The following is a 26,511-nucleotide window of genomic DNA, read 5'->3' on the forward strand; positions in this document are numbered from 1 at the left end:
TGCAGTGTGGGTGTGGTTGTATTGCCGCCTTGTTGGGAAAACCACGAATGGACACGAATAGACACGAATTATTTGGCGGTGATGCTCACATTGGTTGGATTTTGTCGCACGGCTGGCTGAATGCGTGATGACTGATCTGGTTATGGATGAAAACCAGCCGAAGTGATTTTCAGTATTCGTGTCTATTCGTGTGCATTCGTGGTTAGTTTGAGGATTGCCTGAGGGGCTCAGAAAGTGAACAGGTAGTCGATCAACTGTGTCCCGCCGAATCCACCAAATGGCAGCAGCAAGGCTGATAGCACCGGTCTTTGGGAGAAGGCTGCAAATGCGCCTTGCCGGGTGGCCCGGATCTGGTTGAGCAGGCGGTTGATTTGTTCTGTGCTGAGGTGGGGTTGCGTTTGTGTCTGCGGTTGGGCCTGTTTCAGTAACAGCAGATCGTAATGCGTCAGAACCTGGGTGCGCAGGTTTTCGGCGCTTTTGCGCAGCAGTCTGGCGGTATACAAGGTGTAGAACAAGGCGACCAGGACGATAAGCAACAACGGTAATGGAAAATCCATGGTGTCGAACAGATCGCTGCGCGCAATCACTGTGAAGAAAAGCGAAATGAAAGGCAGATAGACGAGCGCCTGGATACGCTGGGTGGCGGCAACGATCAACTGGAAACCCAGGTAGTGGTCGAGATAGGCCTGGGGGATGCCGGTTTCGCTGGCTTCCCGTTTGAGGAGTGATTCCGGCCAGAGGCGGCGAACTTTGCCAAGCGCCTCGACAAACTGCGTGCAGGCACGATTTTCATAGCCGATCCAAAGGATACTCAGCCAGAGCAGGGGAATGGTTAAGCCCAGCAGGATGTAGTGCAGAGACTTGACCAGTTCACCTCGATGCGGAAATGAAGGGATGTCGAAGATGCTGAAGGTGATGAGGCTGAGTAGAAACACTATCACGGCCGAGGCGGCGATCCAGCCACCCTGTTCATGCCAGTTGGTGGCGCGCAGGTAATTCTGCCACAAGGTTGAAACATCGAGCTCCGAGGCGGGCGGCCCTGGACGACCTCTGGCATCGAAGGTCGTCAAATCCAGATTGGGGCCATTCCAGATGGCCGCCAGCCGGCTGCGGGCCAGTGACCAGGGGGTGGGCAGTGACAAATCGAAACGGTGCGCAATCTCCTGCGCCTGCCGTTTGGTATGGACCAGAAATGCCAGGATCAGGGCGAGCACGGTGATGAAACCGACAAAGCGCAGTGTGAGATTCGGCCAGACGCTGATGCCTTCCAGCCAGATGAACGGCTCGCCCGTGCTCTGTGCAAGGGTGCGCTGCAACGCCTTGCCCACGATTATTATCGTCAGCAGGGTGACGATTGTCAGAACCAGGCTCCAGAAAGCTACCGTACCGATTCTGGTTTGTAATGCCGCTGGGGCGGGCCGCTGAATCATGGCGCTGATTGCTTTCTGAAAGCGCTGGCTGCTGATGGCGACCCATATAGCGAGCAGACCGCCGATCAACAGCAGAAGCCAGTGCCTGGCGGGTGTTGCCGCCAGCGGGCTGGGGGGCGCGATCTGTTCGCAAGTTGTCCAGTCAGCGCAGGGGGCTGGTTCGATGACCGGGCTGGCGCCGTCGGGTTCGATGCCATCGATCCATCTGATGAGGTCGTCCACTGCCGGTGAAGCAATCGGTATCGCTGCCGTACGCCCGATTTCATAGATGGCTGGCCGGAGCCATTGTCTGAGCGATTGCTCCCAGTAATCCAGCGGAAGCGGTGCCAGCGCCATCAATGTGGCCAGGTAGGTCGAGGTTTGATAACCATCCCGGAATGGCAGGGCAGAGCGTTGCAGCAGCGGATGCAGCGTCAAGCCAAAATTGGAGGCAATCACAAGATTACGCGTCCAGTCTTTCTGGTCGGCATGCAGGAAACGGGCATCCAGATCCGTGGTGAAAAATATTTTTCCCTTGAAACGGCTGCGCAGCGCCTGAAGGATTAACAGCTTGTCGTATACATCAGAACCGACGATGCCGATAGCCTGGATCCCGCGCGGGGCGAATTGGGGATCCCGGTCCAGCAGCGCGATTTCATCGACCAAGCGCCGCAGATAATCATATTGACTGAGCCCCTCGGCCAGTTCGGGGGCGGCTGTATCCAACTGAGCGCGCAGATTCTGGGCGTGGCTGTCGTCGGTTTTACGCGTTGTTTTGGTGGTCGGTTTGCTGTCCAGCCCGGGCAGGGCGCCGTCCAGGCCCCGCAGGTATGTGAAATTGCGCAGAGGAGACGGGTGGCCATTCCTGGTTTGGCAGAGCGCGCCAAAACTCTCCGAGAAATTTCTCGTCAGCGAACGGGCATAGGCAGAATCCCATTCGCTGATCAACACCAGCCCATCCTGACAGGGTGCGGATGTCTGTTCGCTGAACAATGTCCAGCGTTGCTCGCGATTGATCCCGCGCTGCCAGAGTTCCCACAGCAGACTCACTGCGAGCACATCATCGGTGCCTATCGTGCGGATAATGCGTTTGTCGGCCAGCAGTCGCTGGAAATGTTCGTTTCTGTAGGAAAAGCAGCGCCAGGATGCAAAGCGTCTGTCGGCCAACATTTCCTGGCCGGATGCTTCGGACAGAACGCAATTATCAATGGTGGCGGTTGGAGAGAAAATCTTGATGCGTGTTCTGGAGGCGTCATCGAGCTTGCTGGCATGGCCGCTGAGGGCCAGCAGCATGGTCGATCCGGCTGGGCCGATGAGGGACAATTCGCCGAAATGCGCGGGCAATTCTTCGAAAACCAGATTGGGCGCATACAGGCTCTCATTGAGCCACAGCAGCAATACCTTGGCATCGGTGTTTTTATGATTGAACCATTCGAATGGGATGGTCAGGTGTTTCTCGCGCTGAATGGCCGGGGCATGCATCGGGGACGGTTCGGATTGTCGCCAGGGTAGCCGCAAATAGCCGATCGCGTTGGAAGACTCCGGATAAAAATCATGAGAGCCGAGCGCGGAAATGACGGCATAGCGGGTGCGCCGCCGGCTTTCTGCCGATTCCGCGTAGGAATCACCAAAGACGCTGACGGCTAATACTTTGATATCCACCGATTGCGAGCGCAGCGTTTCCAGTTTGGCTTGCAGCGCAGCAGGGGTGGAAGCGCCATCGGGTTGGCCGGTCAGAGGTTGCGCCGAACTGGTCGGACGCGCCAGCTGCTTTTCATGTTCTTCGATGGCGGCGAATGGATCCTGCCAGAGTCGGGCTTCGACATTTTGTTCGCCGATCGGCACGAATTTGACCCGTTCGGTGGCCGCCGGACGGGAGCTTTCCAGCGGAATATTCTTGACCAGCATGCCACCTGCCAGCAGAACCAGCATGATGAAGGGGAGCGGGTTGATCCATCCACTTTTCTGGGGCTCGTTATCCATATTCATCGGCATAAATTGGCCCTCCGTGAGTATTTCCGGCATTCACTGGCAGCCTGTCTGTCAATATCATACCCCAACCCCGCAAAGTGACAAGGTTGGCCGTAGCGGCAGTGAAGGATCGGTATGCATGAGGGGGTGCGGCAATATGTCGCATTTTCTTCCGGGGCAGACCATTCTAAAATCCGATCCGTGCGAATGGCTGTGCTGTCGATAGCCATTTTTTACAGATGCTGATTTTCTCGGGGAGTATTCAGTCTGTTTGCCTCGAATATCGCTTTGCCCAAGGCGCAATATCTTCCACTTTTCTTTGTTGACTGCTGCCGATGAAATTCACGCTGCCAGGGTTTGCCCGTTCACGTTCAATAACGACTGTTTTCACCTTTTTGTTGTTCCAGAATGCTTGGGCCGGCGCATCACAGGCCGCAGACGCGGCTATTGAGCTGGAACGGATGGAGATTCATGGCGAGATCATCCGGCCCAATATGACAGGTATCTTGCCCGAGCTCGGTGGAATCAACGATGCGGCGATGTTGTTGCAGCGTGTCCCGGGTGGCAATGTGAGCGGGCTTGGACCATTGTCCGGTATCGCGCAATACCGAGGCATGTGCGGCGATCGCATCAATGTGGATTTCAAGGGAATGAACTATAAGTCAGCCTGCGCGAATGCCATGGATGCGCCATTGAGTCATGTGCCCGCGGCAATGACCAGCTTGTTGAAGGTCAATCGTGGCATCGCGCCCGTCAGCAGTGGTATTGAAACCATCGGTGGCGCCATCATTCATTCAGGAAACCAAGCGGCCGGAATTTACCGAAGCAGGGGAGCCACTGGAATGGAGCGGCAAGTTCTCGGGCGGTTTCAACCGGGTCAACAATGGCCGCTATGGCGCTCTCTACAATGGGATTGCGACCGAGCAGCATCGTTTGCATGTCTACGGCAGCAAGGAAACCGGGGATGATTTTAAATTTCCCGGTGGAAGAAATATTCCGACCCGGCATGATCGCGAAGCAGCGGAAGTGGGTTATAGTTTTCGTCACGAGGCGCATGTGCTTGATGTCGACTTCAACTACAACTTCACGCGCCCGACCGGTACCCCGGCGCTGCCCATGGATATCATCATGACCGAGGGCGGGGTGTTGACAGCTGGCTATCGGGGCAGAATCGGGGATGAGGTTGGAATCAAGGCGGCTTTCAATTACCAGGATGTTCGTCACACGATGGATAATTTCAGCATCAGACGGACACCCGCCACGGGCAAGCGCTTTTCCAGGAATACCGCAGACGGATTCGGTTACCGGCTGATGATCGATTTTCCCTTGCTCGGTGGCAGGACCACGGTGGGTGTGGATGGCGACAATGCCACCCACAATGCGACCATTACGAATCCTGATGCGCCAGCGTTTTTTATCAAGAATTTTAATGATGCGCAACGTGACCGCTACGGTTTCTTCGGTGAATATGCGCTGTCACCCCTGCAAGACTGGACGATCGAGTTGGGTGCCCGGCTCAACTACATTGTGATGAACAGTGAACGGGTCGATGCCCATTTCCAGACTGCACCATGGCGCGCGCTGGTCGACAACTTCAACAACCGGAGCCGTTCGAGAAACGACGTCAATTATGACCTGACCGGAATCGTGCGCCATCATTTATCCGAAAGCCTGGAAATAGAATTGGGCTTTGCCCGCAAGACCCGCTCACCCAGCTACCAGCAGCGCTTTCTATGGGCGCCGTTGGATGCTACGGGAGGACTGGCCGATGGCTTCCTGTACATCGGCAACCTGGATCTTAAGCCGGAAACATCCTATCAGGGCGAATTGGGCCTGACCTAGCGCCAGGGCACTTTCTATGCTGCCCCGCGCGCTTTTTATCGATATGTGAATAATTATATTCAGGGTATCCCCACGACCAATCCCAACGCGCTCGCAATCGCGGGCGCTCAACAGCGGCCCTTGCTGCAATATGCCAATATCGATGCCATATTGTACGGCGGCGATGTCGAGGCGGGTTTCAGGTTCCTCAATCATTGGCGGGTGGATGGAACACTCAGCTATGTCCGAGGCCAGCGCGACGATGCCAAGGACAATCTTTACCGTATTGCGCCGCTCAATGGCCTGCTGTCGTTGTTCTACGAATCGACAAAATGGACGCTGGGGACCGAAGTCGTGGGTTACTGGCGGCAGAGAAAGGTGTCGAAATTCAATGATGAGCCCCCGACGGCGGGGTATGCGTTATGGCATATCCGCAGCCAGGTGGAAGTTATCAGAGGCCTGCAGGTGGGCGCAGGGGTGGAAAACCTGCTCAACAAGGACTATCGGGTGCATCTGAATGGTTTGAATCGCGCGCTTGACAATGTGGCGAGCGGTATCGGCATCGGAGAACGCCTGCCGGGCATCGGCAGAAATTTCTATGTCACGATGAATTATGAGTGGTAGCCGTGATCTGATTTGATGACTCATGATTCAGGGTATGTTGCATGATTGTGCCATTGGTGGCGGGTCACTGGCATCGCGGCTGGTCGGTGCGCAAGCGCACCCTGCGGGGAAATCGGTAATTGAATGATGGGCGTAGGGTGCGCTTGCGCACCATGAAACGTAAGAGGAATGATTCCGGGCGTGGGTCATTTGATTGCGAATTTTCCTGTGTGGGCCTGCGAACAGGCCAGACTACAAAAAAGCTTAGATGTATAGGGAAATTTTCTTGATGAGAGCTATTCGAATGTGCAAGTTCAAGCTACGGTTGCTGCTGGTCAGCACCTTGTTATTGACTACATCGGCCTGGGGGCAGGCCACGGTCGAGCGGGCATTGAGGGAACAGCAATCCGCCCAGCAGCAGAGCAGTCAAATACAACTGCGCATCGACAAGCTGGATGACCAGACGCAGGCGTTGCTGGAGGAATATCGGCAGAGCGTGATTCGGCTGGAGGACTTGGCTGCTTACAACACCCAGATGGAGCGTTTGATCGCCGATCAAAAAGATGAAATCCATAAAAAAGAAACCCAGCTGCGTGATATTGCCGAAATACAGCAGCGGATCGTGCCTTTTCTGCAGCGGATGGTGGATATACTGATGCAATTTGTAGCACTGGACACGCCATTTTTACCCGTCGAACGGCAACAGCGCTTGCAGCAATTGTCCCAATTGATCCACCGGTCTGACTTGTCCATTCCCGACAAATACCGGCGCATCATGGAAGCCTATCGGATCGAAGCGGAATATGGACATACGCTGGAAGCCTATCAGGGTACCCTGGATGCCGAAGGCGAGTCGCGTTCGGTCGAATTTCTGAGGCTGGGGCGTGTCGGTTTGTATTATCTGACCCTCAGAGGGGATGAAGGCGGCTACTGGCAGCCATCGGACAGGCAATGGGTGCCACTGGATGCGTCGTTGCGCGAGTCGCTCGATAAGGCCATGCGTGTGGCCAAGAAACAGACGCCGCCCGATCTCATTATTTTGCCGATTGCGGCACCGGAGGTGAAACCATGAAATGGTTGAGACTGGCAGTGGTGACAATCTGCGTGGTGCTGAGCCAGCCCGCGCTGGCAGCGGCCACGCTGGATGAATTGGTCGCCAGAGTGCGCGAGGAAAGCGGCAAGGATATCCGCTTCGATCAAGCCCGTGAAACCCGGTTTATTCAGGAACGAGATCAGCAACAAGCCAAACTCAAGGTTTTGCGCAACGAGTTGGCGGACAGCAATAAAAAAGCCGATGCTTATCGCAATACCTATCAGGCCAACGAGACCCGGCTGACCGAGTTGGATGGGCAGATTGCGTCACAGGCGGGCGAACTGAATGATTTGTTTGCAATGGTGCAGCAAAATGCGGCTGAAATCGGCTCGTTGCTGGAACGCTCGATGATTTCTGCCCAATTTCCCGAACGGGGGGCAATCCTGACCAGAGTCATTCAGCAGGAATCTTCGGTCTCGATGGAAACCTTGCAGAATCTATGGTTGATGCTGATCCATGAAATGCATCAGACGGGCAAGGTGACGCGCTTTAGCAGCCCGGTCATCACTCTGGACGGTGAAGAAAAAACGCAGACCGTTACCCGGATCGGGGCATTCAATGCTGTTGCCGATGGCAAATTTTTACGCTTTTTGCCAGACAGTCTCAAGCTGGTCGAGCTGGCCCGGCAACCGGCCGCCCGTCATCAAAACATGGCGCAGGCACTGGAACAGGCTGAGGAAGGCTGGCGTGCGATGGCGGTCGATCCCTCAAAGGGAGCGATTTTGTCATTGCTGGTTCAGTCTCCCGGTTTTATCGAACGGGTCAATCAAAGCGGCGCGATTGGTTATCTGATTCTGATTATCGGGGTGACTGGGGTGCTGATCGTGCTGTGGCGGGGACTGTTTCTGGGTGCCACCTGGTATCGGATCAAACAGCAATTGGCGTGCGAGGAAAATCTTGATAACAACCCACTGGGCCGGCTCAGGAGTGGTATTCAGGCTGTCAGGGCCAAAAGCAGCGAGGTGTTGGCAACGCGGCTGGATGAAGCGGTCAGCCAGGAAACCAGCCGCCTGTTTTTTGGATTGACTGCCCTGACGGTGTTTGCGGCGGTCACACCGTTGATGGGCTTGCTTGGCACGGTGATCGGCATGATCGAAACGTTTCAGTCGATCTCACTGTTTGGGACCGGCGATCCCAAGTTGATGGCTGGCGGGATATCCTATGCTTTGGTAACGACCCAGCTCGGTTTGGCGGTTGCCATTCCGTTGCTGTTGCTGCAAAGTCTTTTGCATGCCCAGGCGAACCGGATTGTTGAAATTCTCGATCAACAAAGTGCGCGTTTGTACGAGCAATATGATCAGTATGACCAGACTTTACTGGAGCACTGAGCGGGATGGAAAAGATACTGAGTTTTTTCGATCAAGGTGGAAGCTTGCTATGGGCGATCCTGGCCGTGTCGATGCTGATGTGGACATTGATTATCGAGCGCTACTGGTTCTTTTATTTTCAATTGCCGCAGCTGCAGGCAGAACTGCTCGGCCAGTGGCGCAACCGTTCACCATCCAGACGCATGAGCGAGCAGCGGCTGAAGCACAGTCTGATTGCGCGCTATCTTGCACAGGCACTGCGGGGATTGAAAGCGGTCGATGTCTTGACCAATATTCTGCCGTTGCTGGGGCTGCTGGGTACTGTGTCCGGCATGATCAAGGTTTTCGAAGTGATCAATGTGTTTGGTGCGGGCAATGCGCGCGGCATGGCAGCCGGCATTTCGGAAGCGCTGATTACGACCATGGCTGGATTGATCACAGCCTTGTCCGGCTATTTTTTTGCGGCCAATCTTGAGTTTCGCGCTCGTTCAGCCCATGAGCAATTCAACACCTTTTTAACTGACCGATGAGCGCATGACCATGCAACGCCGACATACACGCCCTGCTGGCTCAGGTGCCGGACTCAATGTGACGCCCCTGATCGATATGGTTTTTATTTTGCTGATCTTCTTTGCGGTCAATTCATCCTTTGTCAAGGAAACCGGCGTCGAAGTCGATCGGCCGACTGCACAAACTGCCGAACGCCAGGATCAGGCCGGTATTTTGATCGCTGTGACCAAGAATGGCGAGGTCTGGATTGAGCAACAGCAGATCGATCTGCGGGCGGTGCGGGGCCATGTCGAACGCTTGCATGCCGAGTCGCCGGAAGCCTCGGCCCTGATTCTCGCCGACAAGCGTTCGGAGACCGGTATTGTCATGCAAGTGCTCGACCAGGCGCGCTTGGCGGGAATCGCTCGCGTCGCGGTTGCCGCCACCGAGGAACCATGAAGTTTGCATTGACGCTGCTGGCAGCATGTGTGATTAACTTGCTGTTGTTCTGGTTCATGATACAAATGGTGACTGCTGAACAGGACAGAGAGTGGATTGTTACCACCGATGCGCAATTTTTTGATTTTATCCGGCCCCGCACAAAGCAGGAAATAGTGCCCAGAGCGCAGAAAGCCGTGCCGCCCGAACCTCAGCCACCGGTGTCGCTGTCTGAGCCCTTGCCACAGCCAACGGCGCCCGCTGAGGATTTGCGCGCTTTGCCCTTGCCGGTGCCGGCATTGAAAATCGATCTGCCGAGCATGCGCTCCCATATGGCTGCGGGCCCGTCCTTGCCTGCTGTGGTCGGAAGCGGCCGGAGTAAAACTGGTGCCCTGGCCAGTATTCCAGGCACTGGAATGGGGGTGCCCTCCGCGCCGGCTTTCATTATGGCGGATGAGTTGACAGCTATCGCGCGCAGTCAGCCGGCCTACCCCGAGCCATTGCGCTTGCGCCGGGTGGAAGGTGAGGTGCTGGTGGAATTCATCGTCGACAAGGAGGGAAAAGTGAATGACCCGATTGTGATTAACAGCAGCCCTGCGGGTGCGTTTGACCGGGTCGCGGTGCGTGCGGTGCGCAGCTGGCGTTTTCAGCCGCGCCGCGATGATCAGGGTAACCCGGTCGATGTCCGGGTGCGGCAGGTCTTTACTTTCAGTTTGAACAGATGAAGCGACTGACTTTACTGGCCGGCGTGCGAATGATTGCGCTGGCGATGCTGGTGCAGGTTTACACTGCCCCGGCTTGGTCGCAGGAAAACGGGGTCAGCAATGCGACCTTTCAGGTATTGCAGCAGGCCGATGCTTTTCTGCGTCAGGGGCAGGCCGAACGTGCCCGCCAGGCGCTCAGCGGATTGCAGGATCGAATCAAGGACAATGCTTACGAGCAAGCGGTGGTGCTGCAATATCTGGCCTATGCCCATGCCGGATCGGACAACCCGCGCGCTGCGCTAGGCGCGGCTTTGGATGCGATAAAGTCCGGATTGCTGGACGATGATGCGGTGCATGGGTTGCATGCGCTCGCGGGCCAGGCAGCCTTCTATCTGGAAGACTACCGGGCAAGCATCGATCACCTCGCGCAATGGTTGCAACAAGCTTCTGCAGTGGATGCGGATGTTTATTATATGGCCGGCTATGCGGCCTACCGCGCCAACAGGCCGGATACGGCGATTATGTATCTCGAGCAGGCAGCGGCCTTGCACAAGGCATCGTCACCGGCCATTATCCAGCTGTTGCTGTCGCTGTATATTGATCGCAAGGCGTATGCAAAGGCCGAACCCTTGGTTAAAAGACTGGTAGCGGATGCCCCGCAAAAACGTGAATGGTGGCTTTATCTGAGCAGCCTGTACGCGCATCAGAACCGTTATGACCAGGCGCTGGCTACCATGATGCTGGCCTACTATGCCGGCCAGGCCAAGCAGAGCGATATCCTGCAGTTAGTCAGGCTCAACGCGCAACAGGGTCTGCCCGCCAAGGCGGCCCGTTTGCTGGAAACCGAGATGGCCAATCAACGGCTGGTCCGCAATTACGAGCATCTTAAATTGTTGTACAGTTGCTGGCGGCTGGCCCGTGAAAATGGCCAGGCTGCCCAGGTGCTGGCGGAAGCGGCGGTTCTGGCACCGAATGGGGAGGATTTTCTGATGTTGGGCCGCCTGTCCATGCAACGCAACGACTGGCGCTCTGCGAAAACACATTTTCAGCAGGGTCTGCGCAAGGGTGGCCTGAGACGCGTGCATCAGGCGCGTTTGTGGTTGGGTATTGCCGCTTTCAAAACAGATGATGCGGCTTTGGCACGGCAAGTGCTGGAGCCGCTGCTGGAAGTGGAAAATGTCAAGCATGAAGCGAGTTATTGGTTGAAGCGGATAGACCGTCCAAAATATACGCACATGTATCAGTATTCGGTCGAGATTTCAAGAATGTGGTAAGGGCTCGTTAATGAATAACTTGAGCATCCGTCCCACCGCCGCTATTTCATGAGACGCGGCTTTTGTGTTAAAAAGAGCGGGCCGGTTTGTTATGCCCTTTGCCAGGAAGCTGTTTGGAAACGTCAATTCCAGATCAGCTTGCTCGGCGCTTTGGCAGCTGTAACGATAGGGTTGCCGAAAAGCATCTGGATGGCCACAGCCCGTTGGGCTTCGTCATGACAAACCCCAACCCTGTGAACATCACTACTCAATCATTCGTGTGCATTCGTGGTTATCAAAACCAGCAGTGGAGCAGCCGCCCCGTAGGGTGCACTTGTGCACCGGCTTCTGCCGTGTGACAACTGGCCGCCGTAGGCCGGATTGACGTTGGGCTAGATGCCTAATGACTTGCCAAGGTGTTTGCCGGTTTGGAAAAGCCGTTCGCATCGATAGATGCCATACTACGGTACAATCACTAAACGCCCTAAGGAGACATGAAGAAATAAGTGTGACAATTGGGCGCGTCTGGCGGGATGCAATGCAAGGCGAGAGGAGGAGTCATAGCAAGGCTATGGCGACGACGAGTAACGCCGCAGTGCGCCCGCCAGATGCGATCCAAGTGTTACAGTTATTTATGAGCGACTCCTAAAGTTCATCAGCATTTCCAAACAGTTTCTAAACCTGCTGGTGGCGCTGCCATCGGGTCCAGGCACTGCACGCTCCAGCCCGTGCAGTTGATTCCGGGCGGCATGGAAAGCTGACAAACCATAGGCAGGTCATTTTTTGTCACGCAAACAATACTGCAGCAGGAGCCCTCATGCCCACAGCCATTATCCGCCATACCCGGACATACGACATTCCGGCGCTTGTCGCGCTGCAGAAAAAATCCTACCCGCCAAGTATGCCGCCGTGGTCACCGACCAAATTCGAGCATCAGATCGAGATCTTTCCCCAGGGACAGATTGTAGCCGAGCGTGACGGCTGTATCGTCGGCTGTGCGAGCTCCCTGATTGTGGCCTGGGACGACTGGTGCGATGCGCATACCTGGAAAGAAATCACCGCTTCGGGCACTTTCGACAACCATAATCCGGAAGGCCGGACGCTTTATGGTGCCGAGGTGTTTGTCGATCCCGATATACGCGGCGCAGGCCTCGGGCATGCGCTTTACGAGGGGCGGCGCGAGCTGTGCCGCGCGATGAATCTGCGGCGCATCATCGCCTGCGGCCGTCTGCCGGGTTATCACGTGCACGCAGCCGAAATGAGTGCCGAGGACTACGCCAAGCGCGTGGTATGGGGTGATTTTCACGACCCGGTGCTCGGTTTTCAGTTGCACGAAGGTTTCGACTATTGCGGCGTGATCGAAGGCTATTTGCCCGAGGATAGAGAATCCGGCGGCAATGCTTCGCTGATTGTCTGGCGCAATCCGGATTATGACCCTGACAAACCGACCCGCATTCCCGAGGAGGACATTCTATGATAGTCAGAATCGCCGCTGTGCAGTATCTGCTGCGGCAGATCCACGACTGGTCGGGGTTTGAAAACCAGGTGCGTTTCGTCATGCAGGCTGCGGGCGGTTACCGCCCGCACTTCGTGCTGCTGCCCGAGATTTTTACCACTCAGCTGTTGTCCTTCATGGATACGCGCGAGTTGCTGAATGCTGTGCGCAACATGCACGACTACACCGGCCGCTATGTTGAGCTGATGCGTGAGTTGGCCCAGTACTGGCGGGTCTTTCTGATCGGTGGCAGTCACCCGACACTGCGCGATGGCCAGCTCTACAATACCGCCTATCTGTTTACCCCGGATGGCGAAGTGCACGAGCAGGACAAGATCCACCGCACCCGCTGGGAACGCGAGATGTGGGATACCGCCGCTGGCGACCAGCTATATCTATTCAATACCCCCTATGGCAAGATCGCGATCCTGATTTGCTATGACATCGAATTCCCCGAGCTCGCGCGCATGGTATGCGAGGCGGGCGCCGATATCCTGTTCGTGCCCTCATGCACGGACGATCGCCAGGGCTTTCTGCGGGTGCGCTATTGCTGCCATGCGCGCGCGATCGAGAACCAGGTCTATGTGGCGATGACCAGCACCGTGGGCAACTTGCCTGTCGAGGGGCTGGGTGTGCATTACGGCCAGGCAAGCATCATTACGCCATCGGACTTTCCCTTTTCGCGCGATGGCATCGCTGCCGAGGGCACGCCCAATGTGGAGCAGATCATCATTGCCGATGTCAACCTCGACGACTTGACCCAGAATCGTGTCAACGGTACCACCATTCCACTTTATGACAAGCGTCATGATGTCTATGACAATGAAGTTGTAGTTACGCCAATCAAGTAAAATTTCACTCTGATCATGTTTTACCCGGACCCACCACGATGTCGATGAACGCTTTTCATGCCCGCAGCCGGCGCCCACAACCCAAGCCCGAGCGGGAGCACAAGTCGGTTGAGCGCCCGCAGGGCAGGCAGCGGGCCGATGCGCTGCTGGTGGCGCGTGCACTGGCACTATCGCGTAGCCGCGCCCGGCAATTGATCGAGGCCGGCCGGGTGCGCGCTGACGGCGAGCGGGTAACCAAGCCCGGGCAATTCCTGCCCGAAAGCGTGGCGCTTGTTGTCGAATAAGGCTGTTAGCCGATCTGCGCAGTCAAAATCGGGTCTCTGGACTATTTCCAGTCTCGGCGTAGTGCATGAAATGGGCCTTGCACATGTTCAGCGGTAGCAACGATCATGCGTAGGGTACGCTTGCTCACCATAAAACCGAACCGATGAGCGATTGTCCTGCGCTTTATACACCCTGCTGAAAATCGCAGGGAAGTAAAATCCAGATCAATCCAGCTTGCTGTCGAGACCATTTTCGGCGATTTCCGCTGCGCGCAGCAATGCCTTGGCTTTGTTCTGGGTTTCGATCCATTCATTCTGAGGAACCGAGTCCGCGACAATGCCCGCGCCTGCCTGCACATGCAGGACGCCATCCTTGATGACCCCGGTGCGAATTGCGATGGCGAGATCCATGTCGCCATCGAAACCCAAATAGCCGACCGCACCGGCATAGATGCCGCGCTTGGAAATTTCCAGTTCGTCGATGATTTCCATCGCCCTGACTTTGGGTGCGCCGCTGACCGTGCCAGCAGGGAAAGTGGCGCGCAACACGTCGAGGGCGTTCAGACCCGGTTTGAGCTTGCCTTCGACGTTGGAAACAATATGCATAACATGTGAATAATATTCTATTTGCATGTTTTCGGTGACTTTTACGCTGCCGGTCTGGGCCACCCGGCCGACATCATTGCGCCCCAGATCCATCAGCATGATGTGCTCGGCCCGTTCTTTGGGATCGGCCAGCAGCTCGGCTGCCAGTGCCCGGTCTTCCTCTGTATCGCGGCCGCGTGGGCGGGTGCCGGCAATCGGACGCACCGTTACAGTGTCTTTTTCCAGCCTGACCAGGATTTCCGGCGAGGCGCCCACGACATGAAAATCGCCTAGATGATAATAGAACATGTAGGGCGAAGGATTGAGGCTGCGCAGCGCGCGATACAATGCCAGCGGCGATGCCGAATAGGGCTTGCTGGTGCGTTGCGACAGCACGACCTGCATGATGTCGCCTTCGACGATATAGCGTTTGGCTTTATCTACCGCGGCCAGAAAACCGGTTTCCGGAAATTCACAGACGGCTGCAGCCGACGAGCTGGGCTGCTCGACGGGAATCGACAGCGGTGCCCGCAATTTTTGCAGCAATTCCTTTAGGCGCTTTATCCCCGACGGATAGGCATTACTCGCGGCAGGATCCTTGTAGACGATCAGATAGAGTTTGCCGGAGAGATTGTCCATGACAACCAGTTCTTCCGAGAGCAGCAGCAAGATATCCGGTGTATGCAAGGTGTCTGGCCGTGCATGGCCAGCCAGCCTCGGCTCGATATAACGCACGGTATCGTAGGCAAAATAACCGGCCAGGCCGCCAACAAAGCGTGGCAATCCGGCATAAGGTGCGACTTTGAAGCGGGTCAGAAAATCGCCAATGAAATCCAGGGCATTGTCGGTATCGAGCTCGCTTGTTTCGTTATCCGAAATGATGCATATGTGATTGACATAAGCTTCCAGACGGGTTTTTGCTGGCAGGCCAATGATGGAATAACGCCCGAATCTTTCGCCGCCTAATACCGATTCCAGTAAATAGGAGTAGGGCTGGTTGGCCAGTTTGAGGTAGACGGACAGCGGTGTGTCTAAATCAGCAAAGGTTTCCAGAACCAGGGGAATTCTATTGTAGCCTTGTGCGGCGAGTTTGTTGAATTCGCTTTCAGTGACATATCGATCCATAAGTGCAAGACAATGGAAATGTTAGAGTTGATGTGGCTGGATCGCTTGACTGGTCGGTCTGGCTGGCAGACGATCCCGCATACATGATTTCATGCTTGATAGACGATCAACTTGGAAGCGTCGAGAATCGAATCAACCACTGCATCACAATCGAGTTCATGGACATCGCGTCCCTCGTTATAGCCGTAGGGCACACAAAAAATGTGGCAGCCGGCCGCACGTGCGGCGATGGCATCATTCAGCGAATCGCCAATCAGCAGCGCTGCATCGGGTGAAATGCCGAAATGTTTGCATGCATGCAGCAGTGGAAGGGGATCCGGCTTTTTCTTGGGTAAACTGTCGCCGGAGAGCACAAGTTCGAAATAATCCAGCAGGCCCGTCGCGCGCAGCAGCGGCAGGGTGAACGCTTCGGCCTTGTTGGTGATGCAGACCAGGTGATAGCCATTCTGCCGGAGTTGATCGAGTCCGTTGATCACGCCCGGGTAGGGACGGGTATGCACATGCAGGTTCTTTGCGTAACAGCGCTCGTAAATGGGCAGGGCCTGCGCGAACAATGCAGGCTCCGGTTCACCATCCAGGCTGTTGGTCAGCGTGCGTTTGACCAGTTTGGGCACACCTTTGCCGATAAATGTTTGGATGGTCGCTGCCGGCAACGCTTCCATGTTCAGTGCCTGTAACATTTCATTGGCAGCCAGCGCGAGATCCTGTGCAGTATCCAGCAAGGTGCCATCCAGATCGATGACGACCGCCTTGAGCGGGAGCGGGAACATGACCTGGAGAGACGGTTGTAGATTGTTATGGTTCATGGAGTTGACGAATCTGAATTAAGCGACTTTAGCCAGTTCTGCCCGCATGGCGGCGATGACACTATCGTAGCGGTGCGGATCGCTGTCCTTGCCTGCACCGTAAATAGCCGATCCAGCCACAAACGTATCCGCGCCGGCGCGCGCAATTTCAGCGATATTGTCCACTTTTACGCCACCATCGATTTCCAGCAGAATCTCGCGGCCGCTCGCATCGATACGCTCTCTGGTCTGACGCAATTTGTTCAGCGCTTCAGGAATAAAGGCCTGGCCGCCAAAACCGGGGTTGACCGACATGATCAGGATCAGGTCGAGTTTGTCCAGCACATGGTCAAGATACGAAAGCGGTGTGGCTGGGTTGAAAACCAAGCCTGCCTTGCATCCCTGTTCCTTGATGAGCCCGATCGTGCGATCGATATGCCGGGATGCTTCCGGATGGAAGGAAATGATATTGGCGCCCGCTTTGGCGAAATCGGGGATGATGCGATCGACAGGCTCAACCATCAGATGGACATCGATGATGGCATCGGTCAGCGGACGGATGGCTTCGCATACCAGCGGGCCAATCGTCAGATTGGGAACATAATGATTGTCCATGACGTCGAAGTGAATGATGTCGGCGCCTGCTGCCAGGACTTGGGTCACCTCTTCGCCGAGCTTGGCAAAATTGGCCGAAAGAATACTAGGAGCAATACGATACATAATTTCTAACCTCAGGGGAAAATACCGCATTTTAACCGCAAATGTGTGTGCGACGGAAATAATCCTGGCTATTTGAACTGAGCAGCGCGTGCCGGTCGTGACTAGACAACCACGAATGAACACGAATAGACACGAATGGTGTGATGGGGTTTGTGGGGTGGCAGTATGGCCATACTAAGCGAGTGAGATTCGGATGGCTGCTGAGAATAGCCGTGGTAGGCGCTGTACTTCAATTGAGATCCTCCCCCAGGTCAAGCAAGTGCTGGAGAAAAATGAACAATTTTTGTTGCCACCGTCGTCGCAGGGTGCGCTTGCGCACCGCCCAGCCGACGCGTGCATCCATTCGTGAATGCAATGAATCGCTGAATCCAGGATAATGCTGCAGAGACACGGCTTGATTCATTGATTGCTTTCTTTTTTGATTACTGCAAGAATTTATTTACATGATCCCCATCCAAACCTATATGTACCGGCGGCGGCGCTTACTCGCACAGATGCGGCGAGGGGTGGCGGTGATTCCCACCGCTCCCGAGAAACTGCGCAACCGGGATGCGCATTATCCCTATCGCTTCGATAGCGATTTTTATTACCTGACCGGGTTTCGCGAGCCTGATGCGGTGCTGGTGTTGATTGCCGCCGAGGACGAATCGGCTTCCCGGCAGATTTTGTTTTGCCGGGACAAGGATACCGAGCGGGAAATCTGGGATGGTTTCCGGCACGGCCCGCAAGCTGCTCAGGAAATGTTTGGTTTTGATGCCGCGCATGCCATCAGCACGCTCGATGCACTCGCTGTGGAATTTCTGGCCGATCAGCCAGCCGTGTTTCATGCGCTGGGACGGGATCCGGCCTGGGACCAGCGGATAGTCGGCTGGATCAACCAGGTGCGCGGGCAGGTTAGAAAGGGCGTGGCGGCGCCCACCGAAATTCGTGATGTGCGGGCTCTTGTGGACGAGATGCGTTTAATCAAAGACGATTATGAACTGGCCGTGATGCGCGAGGCGGCCAGGATCTCGAGTCAAGCGCACCGGCGCGCCATGCGCGCGACCTGCCCCGGCAAGCACGAATACGAGATTGAGGCCGAGCTGCTGCATGAATTTCGCCGGCAGGGCGCCCAGGCGCCTGCTTATACACCGATTGTGGCGGGCGGAGCGAATGCCTGCGTCTTGCACTATGTCGACAATCATGCGCTGTTGCAAGCGGGTGACTTGTTGTTGATCGATGCCGGCTGTGAATGCGATGGCTATGCAGCCGACATTACACGCACTTTCCCGGTCAATGGCCGATTCTCCGGTCCCCAGAAGGCCGTCTACGAGCTGGTTCTGGCTGCCCAGGCGGCGGCAATCGATGCCGTGCAACCGGGAAACAGCTGGGATGCGCCCCATCAGGCGGCGCTGCGTGTCCTGATACAGGGATTTATCGATTTGGGCTTGTGTCAAGGCAGTCTGGATGCTGTGATGGAGTCGGAAGCCTACAAACAATTCTATATGCATCGCACCGGGCATTGGTTGGGGCTGGATGTGCACGATGCGGGTGAATACAAGCAAGCAGGTCAATGGCGTGATTTGGTGCCAGGGATGACTTTGACGGTTGAACCCGGTTGCTATATCCGTCCTGCAGAAGGTGTGCCGGCGCATTTCTGGGATATCGGTGTGAGGATTGAAGACGATGTCGCCGTGACATCGACCGGCCATGAAGTACTGACACAGGCAGCGCCCAAAAGCATTGCCGAAATAGAGGAGTGGATGCAATGCACGACGATTACAGAAAAATAATCATTAGACGAGTCATATACGATAAGCAAGGGGATGCACAAGATAATCAGTCACCAGGTGCTTCCCCGGCCAATCGCTGGGCATTTTATTTGACACTGATCCCGGTGGCCATTGTGGTGGTGGTGCTGGGTGCGTTCTTTTTCTCGATTGTGCTGGCGCTGTTCGTGGCGGTGGCAACAGTTGTCGGTGCGCGTCTGTGGTGGCTGCGGCGCAAGCTTCGCCGCTCGATGCATGCCCAGAGCGCAGATAGCGAGATCATCGAAGATGCGGAAATTGTCGAGATCAAGGAAGACCACAAAAATCGCGGACGCCACTGATCGATCCGGGTAGGCAGGGTTGTTTCCACTAGTACTCCGTTCCGCCAAACCGCTTACATGAAATCGCGCCTTCGCCTGACATGCGTTGTTGCAAATCCTCGCCATAGCTACGGCTATGACTGCGGTTTGCGCCTAGCCTGGCAGGCGAATCCATCGATTTCATTTGTAAGCTAATTGGCGGAACGGAGTACTAGGAGGCTGGCCAGCCCCGATTTCGACTGCGAGCCAAGCGGTTTCCGTTAACTGAGAAGCTGTTTGAAAATGCTAATCCCAGGTCAGTTTGCGCAACGCTTTGGCAACTGTAGCGTTATTTTTACCGAAAAGCATCTGGATGGCCGCAGCCCGTTGGGCCTCGCCAAGACGGTAGTTGAAATTGCGGACGGCCATTGTTTTCTGCCGTCTTTGCGAGCGCAGCGAAGCAATCCAGCCTAACGTTAGCTTGGCTTCGATACCGAGTCGCTTGCCAAGATGCTTGCGGTTTGGAAAAACCATTCGTATCCACGTGCGTCATATATACGGTACGACCGCTCAAGTTCAGCATTTCCAGACAGTTTCTGATCAACAGGCCCGCTGCACGATATCCTTGAGCAGACCGAGCTTGCCATGAAAAAAATGTTCGGCGCCGGGAACGACTGTGACCGGCAGCTTCTGGGGCGCGGCCCAGTTCAGGACGGTTTGGAGGGGCACGATTTGATCGTGATCGCCCTGAATGATCACGACTTGCTTGGCATGACCGGCAACGGGTGGCGCATGCAGCCGTTCTACCGAAGGCGCGACCAGTACCAGCGTTTGCGGATTCAGGTGTTGTGCGGCATGCACCTGAATGCCGCCACCAAATGAGAATCCTGCCAGCAGCAAAGGTGTGTCGCCTAATTCCGCTGCGTAACGATCGTGCATGGCTTGCGTGACGGCAATGACATCCTCGACCTCGCCCTGGCCTGCGCCATATTGGCCTTCGCTCTTGCCGACGCCCCGGAAATTGAATTTCACGGTGAGATAGCGTTGCGCCTGGAAGGCCTTACCCAGGATATAGACGATCTTGTTGTGCATGCTGCCATGATGCAACGGGTGCGGATGGGCCACCACCGCCAGGCCGCGCCAGGGCGCTTCAGGGAGCGTGACGATGGCTTCCAACCGGCCTGCCGGTCCGGGGATGAATAATTTCTGTTCCTGGGTCATCGATGAGGGAAATAGAATAGTCTGACTAGGAGGCTGTCCGAGAATAGACTGATTTACTGCGGACGAGCCTGATTGGCCGGATTTTACGATCCTTTTCGTTAAATAGAATGACTATTCGCCTCAAATGATCGAAGAATCCAACTCAACCAGCCTCGCCCTCGCTATTCTCGGACAGCCTCCTAGGCCCGGATTAATTCAGCGTTTGCTTGAGGAAGCATGGGGCGGCGTCGTCGTTTCTGATCTGTCTGGGCATGCCAGGCATGGCTTAAATCTTCAAACGTTCGACCACCTGTCCGTTCTGGAGGTGTGATTCGATGATTTCATCGATATCCTCCTGGTCTACATAGGTGTACCAGACTTCCTCTGGATAGACCACGATCACCGGCCCTTCATTGCAACGGTCGAGGCAGCCGGCGTTATTGATGCGTACCTTGCCCCGGCCGCTCAGTCCGAGCGCCTTGATGCGCGACTTGGCGTAATCGCGCATGGCCTGGGCCTGAAAGTCATTACAACAGCGCTCCCCATTTGGGCGCTGATTGACGCAAAAGAAAACATGATGCCGATAATATGTCATGGATTTTTCTCGGTTGGCTTGTGCGAAGTGATATTGGGTATTTTCAGCGGTTGGAGGACCGTGGAACGCAAGTGTTCCGGTGACAATTATTGGGCTTATCTAAAATGCTCCCGTAATTTGCCATCCGCCGGTTCTAAGAAGCTGTTTGGAAACGCCTGTTCTATGTCACGCGTCCCAACATAATGCGGGTCATGGCGGTGCAAACTCAGGTTTCGTTCACCCGAGTAAGCCGCTCGTAGATTCGGCTAATATAATAAACTATTTTGAAATAAGGGCTTCGAGTAATCATGCAGCAGCATGATGTGTGTTACTACATACTGCTTTTTCTAAAACCATGGACAATCTTTCCTGCTGCCTGCCTGGCGAGGTCCAATGGGCCGCGGCCATCCAGACGCTTTTCGGTGACCATGCACCGCTGCCATGGACATGACGTTGATGAGATGGACCCAAAATAGAAATTTCCAAACAGCTTCTAAAGATAAATGTTGGTCAACAGCAACGCTGCAATCAACGCCGCGAGCAAAGCCAGCAGCTTGCTTTGCCGTTTTTCCTGTGCGACCAGCTCGGCAAGTTTTTCTTCCAGATTCTGGGAGCGTTCCTGACCCAGGTTGTAGTGAATCAGGCGCGGGAACTGCGGCAAAATGGTCGCCCAGTTGGGCGCCTCTTTTTGCATGTGGCTGATAAATCCGCGCATGCCGATTTGCTCATCCATCCAGCTTTCCAGAAAAGGCTTGGCCGTTTTCCAGAGGTCGAGATCAGGGTCCAGATCGCGTCCCAGTCCCTCGACATTCAGCAGCGTTTTTTGCAGTAATACCAGCTGGGGCTGGATTTCCACATTGAATTGGCGCGAGGCCTGGAACAAACGCAGCAAGATGCGGCCAAAATAGATTTCCTTTAAGGGGCGGTCGAAGATGGGTTCGCACACAGCCCGGATCGCCGCCTCGAAATCATCCACGCGCGTGTTTCTTGGGGCCCAGCCAGCCTCAATATGTGCCTGCGCCACACGGCGGTAATCACGACGAAAGAATGCCAGGAAATTTTGTGCCAGATAATTCTTGTCCTGATCGCTCAGCGATCCCATGATGCCGAAATCCACTGCGATGTAGCGGCCATCGTCGCCTACGAAAATATTGCCGGGGTGCATGTCGGCATGGAAATATCCATCACGGAAAACCTGTGTGAAGAAAATTTCCACGCCCATGCGGGCCAGTTGAGGAATATCGATCTCTTTTTCGCGCAATGTTGCAACATGGCTGATTGGTGTGCCGATGACGCGCTCCATGACCATGACTTCCGGGTGACAGTAATCCCAGTAAACTTCGGGCACCAACAGCAAAGGAGAATTCATGAAATTGCGGCGCAGCTGACTGCAATTGGCAGCTTCGCGGATGAGATCGAGTTCATCTTCCAAATGGCGGGCGAATTCTGAGACCACTTCGCGCAGTTTCAGGCGCTTGCCATCCAGCCAGATGGATTCAAGCAGCCAGGCGCCGGTTTCCATCAGCGCGACGTCATGATGAATGACTGGCGCGATGTCGGGCCGCAGAATCTTGACGGCTGCGCGGGTGCCGTCCTGCAGGATTGCGTAATGCACCTGTGCGACGGACGCGCTCGCTACCGGTTCGCTTTCGAACTCCAGAAATACTTCGTAGACTGACCGGCCATAAACGGTTTCCAGCAGCTTGATCGCTTGTTCCGATGGGAAAGGGGGCACGCGATCCTGCAGCCAGGCCAGCTCATCGGCAAAATCCTGCGCCAGCAGATCCCGGCGAGTGGAGAGCATCTGGCCGAATTTGATGAAAATCGGCCCCAAAGCTTCCAGCGCTAAACGCAGCCGGACAGCACGCGGCAATTTAAGACGCGCACGGAATGGCAACAGTAGGGAAATCGCTTTGAGCGCACGCAGACGAGTCTGGCTGAGCAAAATTTCATCCAGACCAAAACGGAAGGCGGTCAGGATGATTTTCAGGAGGCGGAAGAAACGCATGAATAATGGGTTGAGTCAGTAAATTTGCGGGCGATGGATCGCGTGCAGCATAATGCTATGCCACGTCATGCAAGGCTTCATCGTTGATTGGCCAAGGATAAGCGATTGTTTTCAGTCTGAGGTTTGTGCGGGATAGCGAGTGCCTGAATTCTTGTTTCAAGCCGTGAAACCTGCTCTTGCAGCGCCTCAGTTTCAGACGCAAGTTGATCAAGCTGGTTTCTGCTGGCTATCACGGGCTGCTCTTCAGCAAGAAATCTGGCAAGAGCTTGCGAAATATTGTGCGCACTTTGCAGATGCCAGTGAAGCAGTCCTTGCCCCGCTTGAACCGCACGGTGGGACAAGACATCACCGATGAGTACGCTCAAATCCGCTTCGATTTCGCTGGGTAGTATCTTCCCCAAGTATAACAATGTTTCCGTCAGTGTTGGATCGCCATTCAGCGAGATTTCGTGGAATGCCTGCTTGTCGTTAGCTGCAAGCCGGGCCAGTAGATCGGGTGTGAGGGTCAATATGGCATCAGCTGCTTCACCATGGTTCGCAGGCATGACATGACCATCTGATTCGATCCTGAAGTCCAGGGTCAACAAGGATTCGATTTCAAAGCGCACGGATTGTCCCGCATGGGACTGCAACCGCTCGCGGGCCCATGCCGCTTTGTCGATCAGACGGTTAAATGAAGGGGTCAGGATATGAGTCAGCATCGAAGATTACAGTAATTGCCTAAATACCCAAAGCATATGGCTATCATGCAATGACCGGCAGGACGATATGTCAGACGAGCATTGCATGATCAGGATCTGGCGCGGCGGTTGAGTTGCGCATTGTCATAGCGTGAGTCGGCGCGTACAAAAACGGTCATCCATTCCTTGCCAAGCCGGTTGACGATCACTTCCGAGAGCGTAATGCCTTCTTGCCGGGCAAGATCGGAGAGTATCTGCCAGGCCTGATGCGTCAGGCTGATCGTGCGATGAGGCTGTATGCGTTTCAATTCCTCTTGCTGTGTCCTGGCGGTATTGATGGCATCTTTAATCTGCCCCCATTGCGTTTCATTCAGCCATTTTCGGCACCAGGCATTGAGACTGGTGGAATCGGCCTTGGTCTCGCGATACTCCTGTTCAGCGATAACGCACTGTGATTCAACCAAGCCGAGCCACTTTGGATTCTTATCGATCTGGCTGTCGATAAAGGCTACCGCCGTATTTTTATCCTGTTGTCTGATCACGTAACAACGCCGCGTCATTTTATTTTCACTACCCGGTTTTAAATGATAAATAAAGTTTCACCTTGCGATATTACAAGGTATTCAAAAGGGTTGGCAATGCAATTTATCCGCCCATTTTAGCGCCTAATGGCGTCCTTCTGTTTCGAATAAACAAAATCCTACGAGAATTAACACCCGTTTATTAGTTTATTCGATGCGATATGAATTTTCTCCGTGCAGTAAGCTGTTGCAAAATTTTAGACGGGAGTCTCTATGAGTACCGATTTAGAACAGTTTTACCAGATATTTTTTGAGGAAGCCAGCGAGCTGCTGGCCGAAATGGAATCACGCCTGCTCGGACTGGATATTCAGTCGCCGGATGCAGAAGATTTGAATGCCATTTTCAGGGTGGCGCATTCCATAAAAGGCGGAGCGGGCACATTTGGATTTACGGATATGACGGAGATGACCCACATGCTGGAATCATTGCTGGACAAGTTACGCAAAGGTGAGCTCGAAATTCGCAGCGAGATGGTCGATGCCTTCTTGCAAGCGGGGGACGTCCTGAAAAAACAGCTGGATGGGCATCGTGGCTTGGATAAGGCGGATGCCGAAGAAGCCGCGGCAGTCGCTCAGAAGTTAAAAGCGTTAATGGTGGAAACAGCCCAGGAACAGGGTGTGTCCGCACCGGTTGTGCCTGAGCAAGAGACCGGGGCCGCTCTCGCTGCGGACGGTGAGTCTGCCGGGCATAGTCCCGCTCAGCCACAGGCAACGCAGCTGGCTGCAAGCGAAGATAAGTCCACCCAACCTGCCGTAACTTATCACATCGAATTCGCCTGTGGTGATCTGGCGGAACGCGTCAAGCAAAAGCTGCTGCACGATTTAGCTTGCCAGGGTGTATTGGAAAATCTGACTGCCCCTGATAGCGGCGATCGGTGTGTATTGCGGCTGACTACCCAGATGAGCGAGGAGGATACCTGGGAAGCGCTGGTCTTTATCGTTGATCCTGTCAGTCTTTCGATCAGACAGGAGGCGGCTGCCTCTGCAGTCCAATCACCGGATCCAGGGTCAGAAAGTGAACAGAATGACGCATCGCTAACCGGGCGAACGGACGAAACCGATCAGGAAGTTGCGCTGCAGGGTTCACCGGCCCCCTTTGATGAGAACGCTCAGAACCTTTCCGGAGCCGGGAATGATGAATCCTTGGCTGTCGATGCGGCAGTCGCCCGGGATGATCAGTCAGCTGCTGATGCATCTGCCAGTGGCCAGTCGTCCAAGAAGCCGGCTGAGCCAACCAAAGCGGCTAATAACGAGTCTTCCTCGATACGTGTCAGCATCGAAAAAGTCGATCAGATGATCAATCTGGTCGGTGAACTCGTGATTACTCAGGCGATGCTGGCGCAGACCGCTTCCCAGATCGATCCGGTGATTTACGAGAAACTGATTAACGGCCTGAACCAGCTGGAACGCAATACCCGTGATTTGCAGGAAGCGGTCATGTCGATTCGCATGATGCCGATCAGCTTTGTTTTCAGTCGTTTCCCGCGCGTGGTGCGGGATGTTGCCTCCAAACTCAATAAGCAGGTCGATCTCAAAACGGTGGGAGAAGGCACTGAGCTGGATAAAGGATTGATCGAGAAGATCACCGATCCGCTGACGCATCTGATCCGCAACAGCCTGGATCACGGGATTGAAGCGCCGGATAAAAGGGAAGCGATGGGCAAGCCGGCCAAAGGCACGATCACCCTGCGCGCGTCGCATCAAGGCGGCAGTATCGTCATCGAAGTGGCCGACGACGGCGCAGGTCTGAACCGCGAAAAAATTCTGGCGAAGGCGCGCAGCCGCGGCTTGGCTGTCAGCGATAACATGCCGGACCAGGATGTCTGGATGCTGATCTTTGAGGCAGGTTTCTCGACGGCGGATGCGATCACCGATGTCTCCGGACGCGGTGTCGGCATGGATGTCGTCAAGCGCAATATCCAGGGACTGGGCGGACGGGTCGAAATTGATTCTGTTGCCGGACAAGGCACCAGAATATCGATACGCTTGCCATTGACCCTGGCGATTCTGGACGGACTGTCAGTGGCAGTCGGCGATCAGCTGTTTATCGTGCCGCTCACCTATATCACCGAATCGCTCAAGCCCGCTGCCGCGGATATCAAGACCGTCAGAGGACAGGGCAGGGTCGTGCAAGTGCGCGGAGAGTACTTGCCGGTCATCGCGCTGCATGAGGTCTTTCACTTGCAGCCTGCCGTACAGGAGATACACGAAGGCATTCTCGTGATTCTCGATGCCGAGGGGAGCAAGGCCGCCATGTTCGTCGATACCCTGGTCGGTCAGCATCAGGTCGTGATCAAAAGCCTGGAAAGCAATTATCGCCGGGTGCAGGGCGTATCCGGCGCGACCATCATGGGCGACGGCAGTGTCGCCTTGATACTCGATGCGGTGGGATTGGTCCATGTCACCAAACAGAGAATGGTTGATGCGGCCTGATCGGAAACGTTCATGAATGCTTGGCGTTTGGGTCAAATTCCTGCTGAAAATGCCGATTAAGCCTATTCCATTCTAT

At 55.1% G+C, this 26,511-nt stretch carries 24 protein-coding genes and 1 pseudogene; 14 read left to right on the forward strand and 11 right to left on the reverse strand.

The window, feature by feature from the left end; genetic code table 11:
* Nucleotides 1-227: 227 nt before the first annotated feature.
* Nucleotides 228-3,404 carry a hypothetical protein gene (locus ABTW62_RS02230; RefSeq protein WP_430902947.1) on the reverse strand — a complete coding sequence of 1,059 codons (3,177 nt, stop codon included), beginning with the start codon at nt 3,402-3,404 and terminating at the stop codon, nt 228-230.
* Nucleotides 3,405-3,715: 311 nt separating this feature from the next.
* On the opposite strand from ABTW62_RS02230, the gene ABTW62_RS02235 reads away from it, so the two are divergent.
* The 11 genes and pseudogenes from ABTW62_RS02235 (at nt 3,716) to ABTW62_RS02285 (ending at nt 13,718) form a co-directional block, all read left to right on the forward strand.
* Nucleotides 3,716-4,348, forward strand: a complete 633-nt coding sequence (locus ABTW62_RS02235; RefSeq protein ID WP_430902948.1) for a hypothetical protein — start codon at nt 3,716-3,718, stop codon at nt 4,346-4,348.
* A gap of 58 nt (nt 4,349-4,406) precedes the next feature.
* Nucleotides 4,407-5,825: pseudogene (locus ABTW62_RS02240) on the forward strand (TonB-dependent receptor domain-containing protein).
* 268 nt (nt 5,826-6,093) lie between these two features.
* On the forward strand, nt 6,094-6,876 hold the full coding sequence (locus tag ABTW62_RS02245; RefSeq protein WP_218132797.1) for a DUF3450 domain-containing protein: 783 nt from the start codon (nt 6,094-6,096) through the stop codon (nt 6,874-6,876).
* The gene (locus tag ABTW62_RS02250) at nt 6,873-8,225 is read left to right on the forward strand and encodes a MotA/TolQ/ExbB proton channel family protein (protein WP_430902949.1); all 1,353 of its coding nucleotides are present in this window, start codon (nt 6,873-6,875) and stop codon (nt 8,223-8,225) included. Before ABTW62_RS02245 ends, ABTW62_RS02250 begins: the two co-directional genes overlap by 4 nt.
* Nucleotides 8,226-8,230: 5 nt before the next feature.
* Nucleotides 8,231-8,734, forward strand: coding sequence for a MotA/TolQ/ExbB proton channel family protein (locus ABTW62_RS02255; protein WP_090414230.1), 504 nt, complete (start codon nt 8,231-8,233; stop codon nt 8,732-8,734).
* Nucleotides 8,735-8,744: 10 nt separating this feature from the next.
* Nucleotides 8,745-9,152, forward strand: a complete 408-nt coding sequence (locus ABTW62_RS02260; protein ID WP_430902950.1) for an ExbD/TolR family protein — start codon at nt 8,745-8,747, stop codon at nt 9,150-9,152.
* Nucleotides 9,149-9,856 (forward strand): TonB family protein, encoded by a 708-nt coding sequence (locus ABTW62_RS02265; protein WP_430902951.1) that lies wholly within the window; start codon nt 9,149-9,151, stop codon nt 9,854-9,856. Before ABTW62_RS02260 ends, ABTW62_RS02265 begins: the two co-directional genes overlap by 4 nt.
* The gene (locus tag ABTW62_RS02270) at nt 9,853-11,109 is read left to right on the forward strand and encodes a tetratricopeptide repeat protein (protein WP_430902952.1); all 1,257 of its coding nucleotides are present in this window, start codon (nt 9,853-9,855) and stop codon (nt 11,107-11,109) included. The genes ABTW62_RS02265 and ABTW62_RS02270 overlap by 4 nt, the downstream gene beginning before the upstream one ends.
* Nucleotides 11,110-11,905: 796 nt before the next feature.
* Nucleotides 11,906-12,565 (forward strand): GNAT family N-acetyltransferase, encoded by a 660-nt coding sequence (locus tag ABTW62_RS02275; protein WP_430902953.1) that lies wholly within the window; start codon nt 11,906-11,908, stop codon nt 12,563-12,565.
* Nucleotides 12,562-13,434 (forward strand): carbon-nitrogen hydrolase family protein, encoded by an 873-nt coding sequence (locus ABTW62_RS02280; RefSeq protein WP_430902954.1) that lies wholly within the window; start codon nt 12,562-12,564, stop codon nt 13,432-13,434. The genes ABTW62_RS02275 and ABTW62_RS02280 overlap by 4 nt, the downstream gene beginning before the upstream one ends.
* A gap of 38 nt (nt 13,435-13,472) precedes the next feature.
* Nucleotides 13,473-13,718: a S4 domain-containing protein gene (locus tag ABTW62_RS02285; RefSeq protein ID WP_430902955.1), complete on the forward strand. Its 246-nt coding sequence runs from the start codon at nt 13,473-13,475 to the stop codon at nt 13,716-13,718.
* A gap of 204 nt (nt 13,719-13,922) precedes the next feature.
* On the opposite strand, the gene trpE is transcribed toward ABTW62_RS02285, so the two are convergent.
* The 4 genes from trpE to ABTW62_RS02305 form a co-directional block, all read right to left on the reverse strand.
* Entirely contained in the window at nt 13,923-15,407 is a 1,485-nt protein-coding gene (gene trpE, locus ABTW62_RS02290; protein ID WP_430902956.1) for an anthranilate synthase component I, read from the reverse strand.
* 89 nt (nt 15,408-15,496) lie between these two features.
* Nucleotides 15,497-16,213 (reverse strand): phosphoglycolate phosphatase, encoded by a 717-nt coding sequence (locus ABTW62_RS02295; protein ID WP_430902957.1) that lies wholly within the window; start codon nt 16,211-16,213, stop codon nt 15,497-15,499.
* A gap of 18 nt (nt 16,214-16,231) precedes the next feature.
* On the reverse strand, nt 16,232-16,912 hold the full coding sequence (gene rpe / locus ABTW62_RS02300; protein ID WP_430902958.1) for a ribulose-phosphate 3-epimerase: 681 nt from the start codon (nt 16,910-16,912) through the stop codon (nt 16,232-16,234).
* Between the two features lie 229 nt (nt 16,913-17,141).
* Complete coding sequence (locus tag ABTW62_RS02305) at nt 17,142-17,315, reverse strand: hypothetical protein (protein WP_430902959.1); 174 nt, start codon at nt 17,313-17,315, stop codon at nt 17,142-17,144.
* Between the two features lie 40 nt (nt 17,316-17,355).
* Here ABTW62_RS02305 and ABTW62_RS02310 point away from each other — a divergent pair, with 40 nt between their 5' ends.
* Nucleotides 17,356-18,684 (forward strand): aminopeptidase P N-terminal domain-containing protein, encoded by a 1,329-nt coding sequence (locus ABTW62_RS02310; protein ID WP_430902960.1) that lies wholly within the window; start codon nt 17,356-17,358, stop codon nt 18,682-18,684.
* Nucleotides 18,660-19,001 carry a hypothetical protein gene (locus ABTW62_RS02315; RefSeq protein WP_430902961.1) on the forward strand — a complete coding sequence of 114 codons (342 nt, stop codon included), beginning with the start codon at nt 18,660-18,662 and terminating at the stop codon, nt 18,999-19,001. Before ABTW62_RS02310 ends, ABTW62_RS02315 begins: the two co-directional genes overlap by 25 nt.
* Before the next feature lie 264 nt (nt 19,002-19,265).
* Here the strand turns inward: ABTW62_RS02315 and ABTW62_RS02320 are convergent, their stop codons facing one another.
* From ABTW62_RS02320 to ABTW62_RS02345, 6 genes are all read right to left on the reverse strand, one after another.
* Nucleotides 19,266-19,493 carry a hypothetical protein gene (locus tag ABTW62_RS02320; protein WP_430902962.1) on the reverse strand — a complete coding sequence of 76 codons (228 nt, stop codon included), beginning with the start codon at nt 19,491-19,493 and terminating at the stop codon, nt 19,266-19,268.
* A 66-nt stretch (nt 19,494-19,559) separates the two neighbouring features.
* Entirely contained in the window at nt 19,560-20,180 is a 621-nt protein-coding gene (locus ABTW62_RS02325; protein WP_430902963.1) for an alpha/beta hydrolase, read from the reverse strand.
* Nucleotides 20,181-20,445: 265 nt separating this feature from the next.
* The gene (locus ABTW62_RS02330; RefSeq protein WP_430902964.1) at nt 20,446-20,754 is read right to left on the reverse strand and encodes a (2Fe-2S) ferredoxin domain-containing protein; all 309 of its coding nucleotides are present in this window, start codon (nt 20,752-20,754) and stop codon (nt 20,446-20,448) included.
* A gap of 472 nt (nt 20,755-21,226) precedes the next feature.
* Complete coding sequence (gene ubiB / locus ABTW62_RS02335) at nt 21,227-22,741, reverse strand: ubiquinone biosynthesis regulatory protein kinase UbiB (protein ID WP_430902965.1); 1,515 nt, start codon at nt 22,739-22,741, stop codon at nt 21,227-21,229.
* A gap of 77 nt (nt 22,742-22,818) precedes the next feature.
* A complete protein-coding gene (locus tag ABTW62_RS02340; protein ID WP_430902966.1) occupies nt 22,819-23,442 on the reverse strand; it encodes a ubiquinone biosynthesis accessory factor UbiJ in 624 nt (207 codons plus the stop codon).
* Nucleotides 23,443-23,531: 89 nt separating this feature from the next.
* On the reverse strand, nt 23,532-23,981 hold the full coding sequence (locus ABTW62_RS02345; protein ID WP_430902967.1) for a hypothetical protein: 450 nt from the start codon (nt 23,979-23,981) through the stop codon (nt 23,532-23,534).
* 234 nt (nt 23,982-24,215) lie between these two features.
* On the opposite strand from ABTW62_RS02345, the gene cheA reads away from it, so the two are divergent.
* On the forward strand, nt 24,216-26,435 hold the full coding sequence (gene cheA / locus ABTW62_RS02350) for a chemotaxis protein CheA (RefSeq protein ID WP_430902968.1): 2,220 nt from the start codon (nt 24,216-24,218) through the stop codon (nt 26,433-26,435).
* Nucleotides 26,436-26,511: the final 76 nt, after the last annotated feature.

The organism is Nitrosomonas sp. ANs5 (genome assembly GCF_050584665.1).
Taxonomy (GTDB): Bacteria; Pseudomonadota; Gammaproteobacteria; order Burkholderiales; family Nitrosomonadaceae; genus Nitrosomonas.

Bases quoted from the DNA above. Each gene is read 5' to 3' on its own strand.
- ABTW62_RS02230 (WP_430902947.1), bottom strand. From the start codon at position 3,404: ATGCCGATGAATATGGATAACGAGCCCCAGAAAAGTGGATGGATCAAC.
- ABTW62_RS02235 (WP_430902948.1), top strand. From the start codon at position 3,716: ATGAAATTCACGCTGCCAGGGTTTGCCCGTTCACGTTCAATAACGACT.
- ABTW62_RS02245 (WP_218132797.1), top strand. From the start codon at position 6,094: ATGAGAGCTATTCGAATGTGCAAGTTCAAGCTACGGTTGCTGCTGGTC.
- ABTW62_RS02250 (WP_430902949.1), top strand. From the start codon at position 6,873: ATGAAATGGTTGAGACTGGCAGTGGTGACAATCTGCGTGGTGCTGAGC.
- ABTW62_RS02255 (WP_090414230.1), top strand. From the start codon at position 8,231: ATGGAAAAGATACTGAGTTTTTTCGATCAAGGTGGAAGCTTGCTATGG.
- ABTW62_RS02260 (WP_430902950.1), top strand. From the start codon at position 8,745: ATGCAACGCCGACATACACGCCCTGCTGGCTCAGGTGCCGGACTCAAT.
- ABTW62_RS02265 (WP_430902951.1), top strand. From the start codon at position 9,149: ATGAAGTTTGCATTGACGCTGCTGGCAGCATGTGTGATTAACTTGCTG.
- ABTW62_RS02270 (WP_430902952.1), top strand. From the start codon at position 9,853: ATGAAGCGACTGACTTTACTGGCCGGCGTGCGAATGATTGCGCTGGCG.
- ABTW62_RS02275 (WP_430902953.1), top strand. From the start codon at position 11,906: ATGCCCACAGCCATTATCCGCCATACCCGGACATACGACATTCCGGCG.
- ABTW62_RS02280 (WP_430902954.1), top strand. From the start codon at position 12,562: ATGATAGTCAGAATCGCCGCTGTGCAGTATCTGCTGCGGCAGATCCAC.
- ABTW62_RS02285 (WP_430902955.1), top strand. From the start codon at position 13,473: ATGTCGATGAACGCTTTTCATGCCCGCAGCCGGCGCCCACAACCCAAG.
- trpE (WP_430902956.1), bottom strand. From the start codon at position 15,407: ATGGATCGATATGTCACTGAAAGCGAATTCAACAAACTCGCCGCACAA.
- ABTW62_RS02295 (WP_430902957.1), bottom strand. From the start codon at position 16,213: ATGAACCATAACAATCTACAACCGTCTCTCCAGGTCATGTTCCCGCTC.
- rpe (WP_430902958.1), bottom strand. From the start codon at position 16,912: ATGTATCGTATTGCTCCTAGTATTCTTTCGGCCAATTTTGCCAAGCTC.
- ABTW62_RS02305 (WP_430902959.1), bottom strand. From the start codon at position 17,315: ATGAATCAAGCCGTGTCTCTGCAGCATTATCCTGGATTCAGCGATTCA.
- ABTW62_RS02310 (WP_430902960.1), top strand. From the start codon at position 17,356: ATGATCCCCATCCAAACCTATATGTACCGGCGGCGGCGCTTACTCGCA.
- ABTW62_RS02315 (WP_430902961.1), top strand. From the start codon at position 18,660: ATGCACGACGATTACAGAAAAATAATCATTAGACGAGTCATATACGAT.
- ABTW62_RS02320 (WP_430902962.1), bottom strand. From the start codon at position 19,493: ATGGTTTTTCCAAACCGCAAGCATCTTGGCAAGCGACTCGGTATCGAA.
- ABTW62_RS02325 (WP_430902963.1), bottom strand. From the start codon at position 20,180: ATGACCCAGGAACAGAAATTATTCATCCCCGGACCGGCAGGCCGGTTG.
- ABTW62_RS02330 (WP_430902964.1), bottom strand. From the start codon at position 20,754: ATGACATATTATCGGCATCATGTTTTCTTTTGCGTCAATCAGCGCCCA.
- ubiB (WP_430902965.1), bottom strand. From the start codon at position 22,741: ATGCGTTTCTTCCGCCTCCTGAAAATCATCCTGACCGCCTTCCGTTTT.
- ABTW62_RS02340 (WP_430902966.1), bottom strand. From the start codon at position 23,442: ATGCTGACTCATATCCTGACCCCTTCATTTAACCGTCTGATCGACAAA.
- ABTW62_RS02345 (WP_430902967.1), bottom strand. From the start codon at position 23,981: ATGACGCGGCGTTGTTACGTGATCAGACAACAGGATAAAAATACGGCG.
- cheA (WP_430902968.1), top strand. From the start codon at position 24,216: ATGAGTACCGATTTAGAACAGTTTTACCAGATATTTTTTGAGGAAGCC.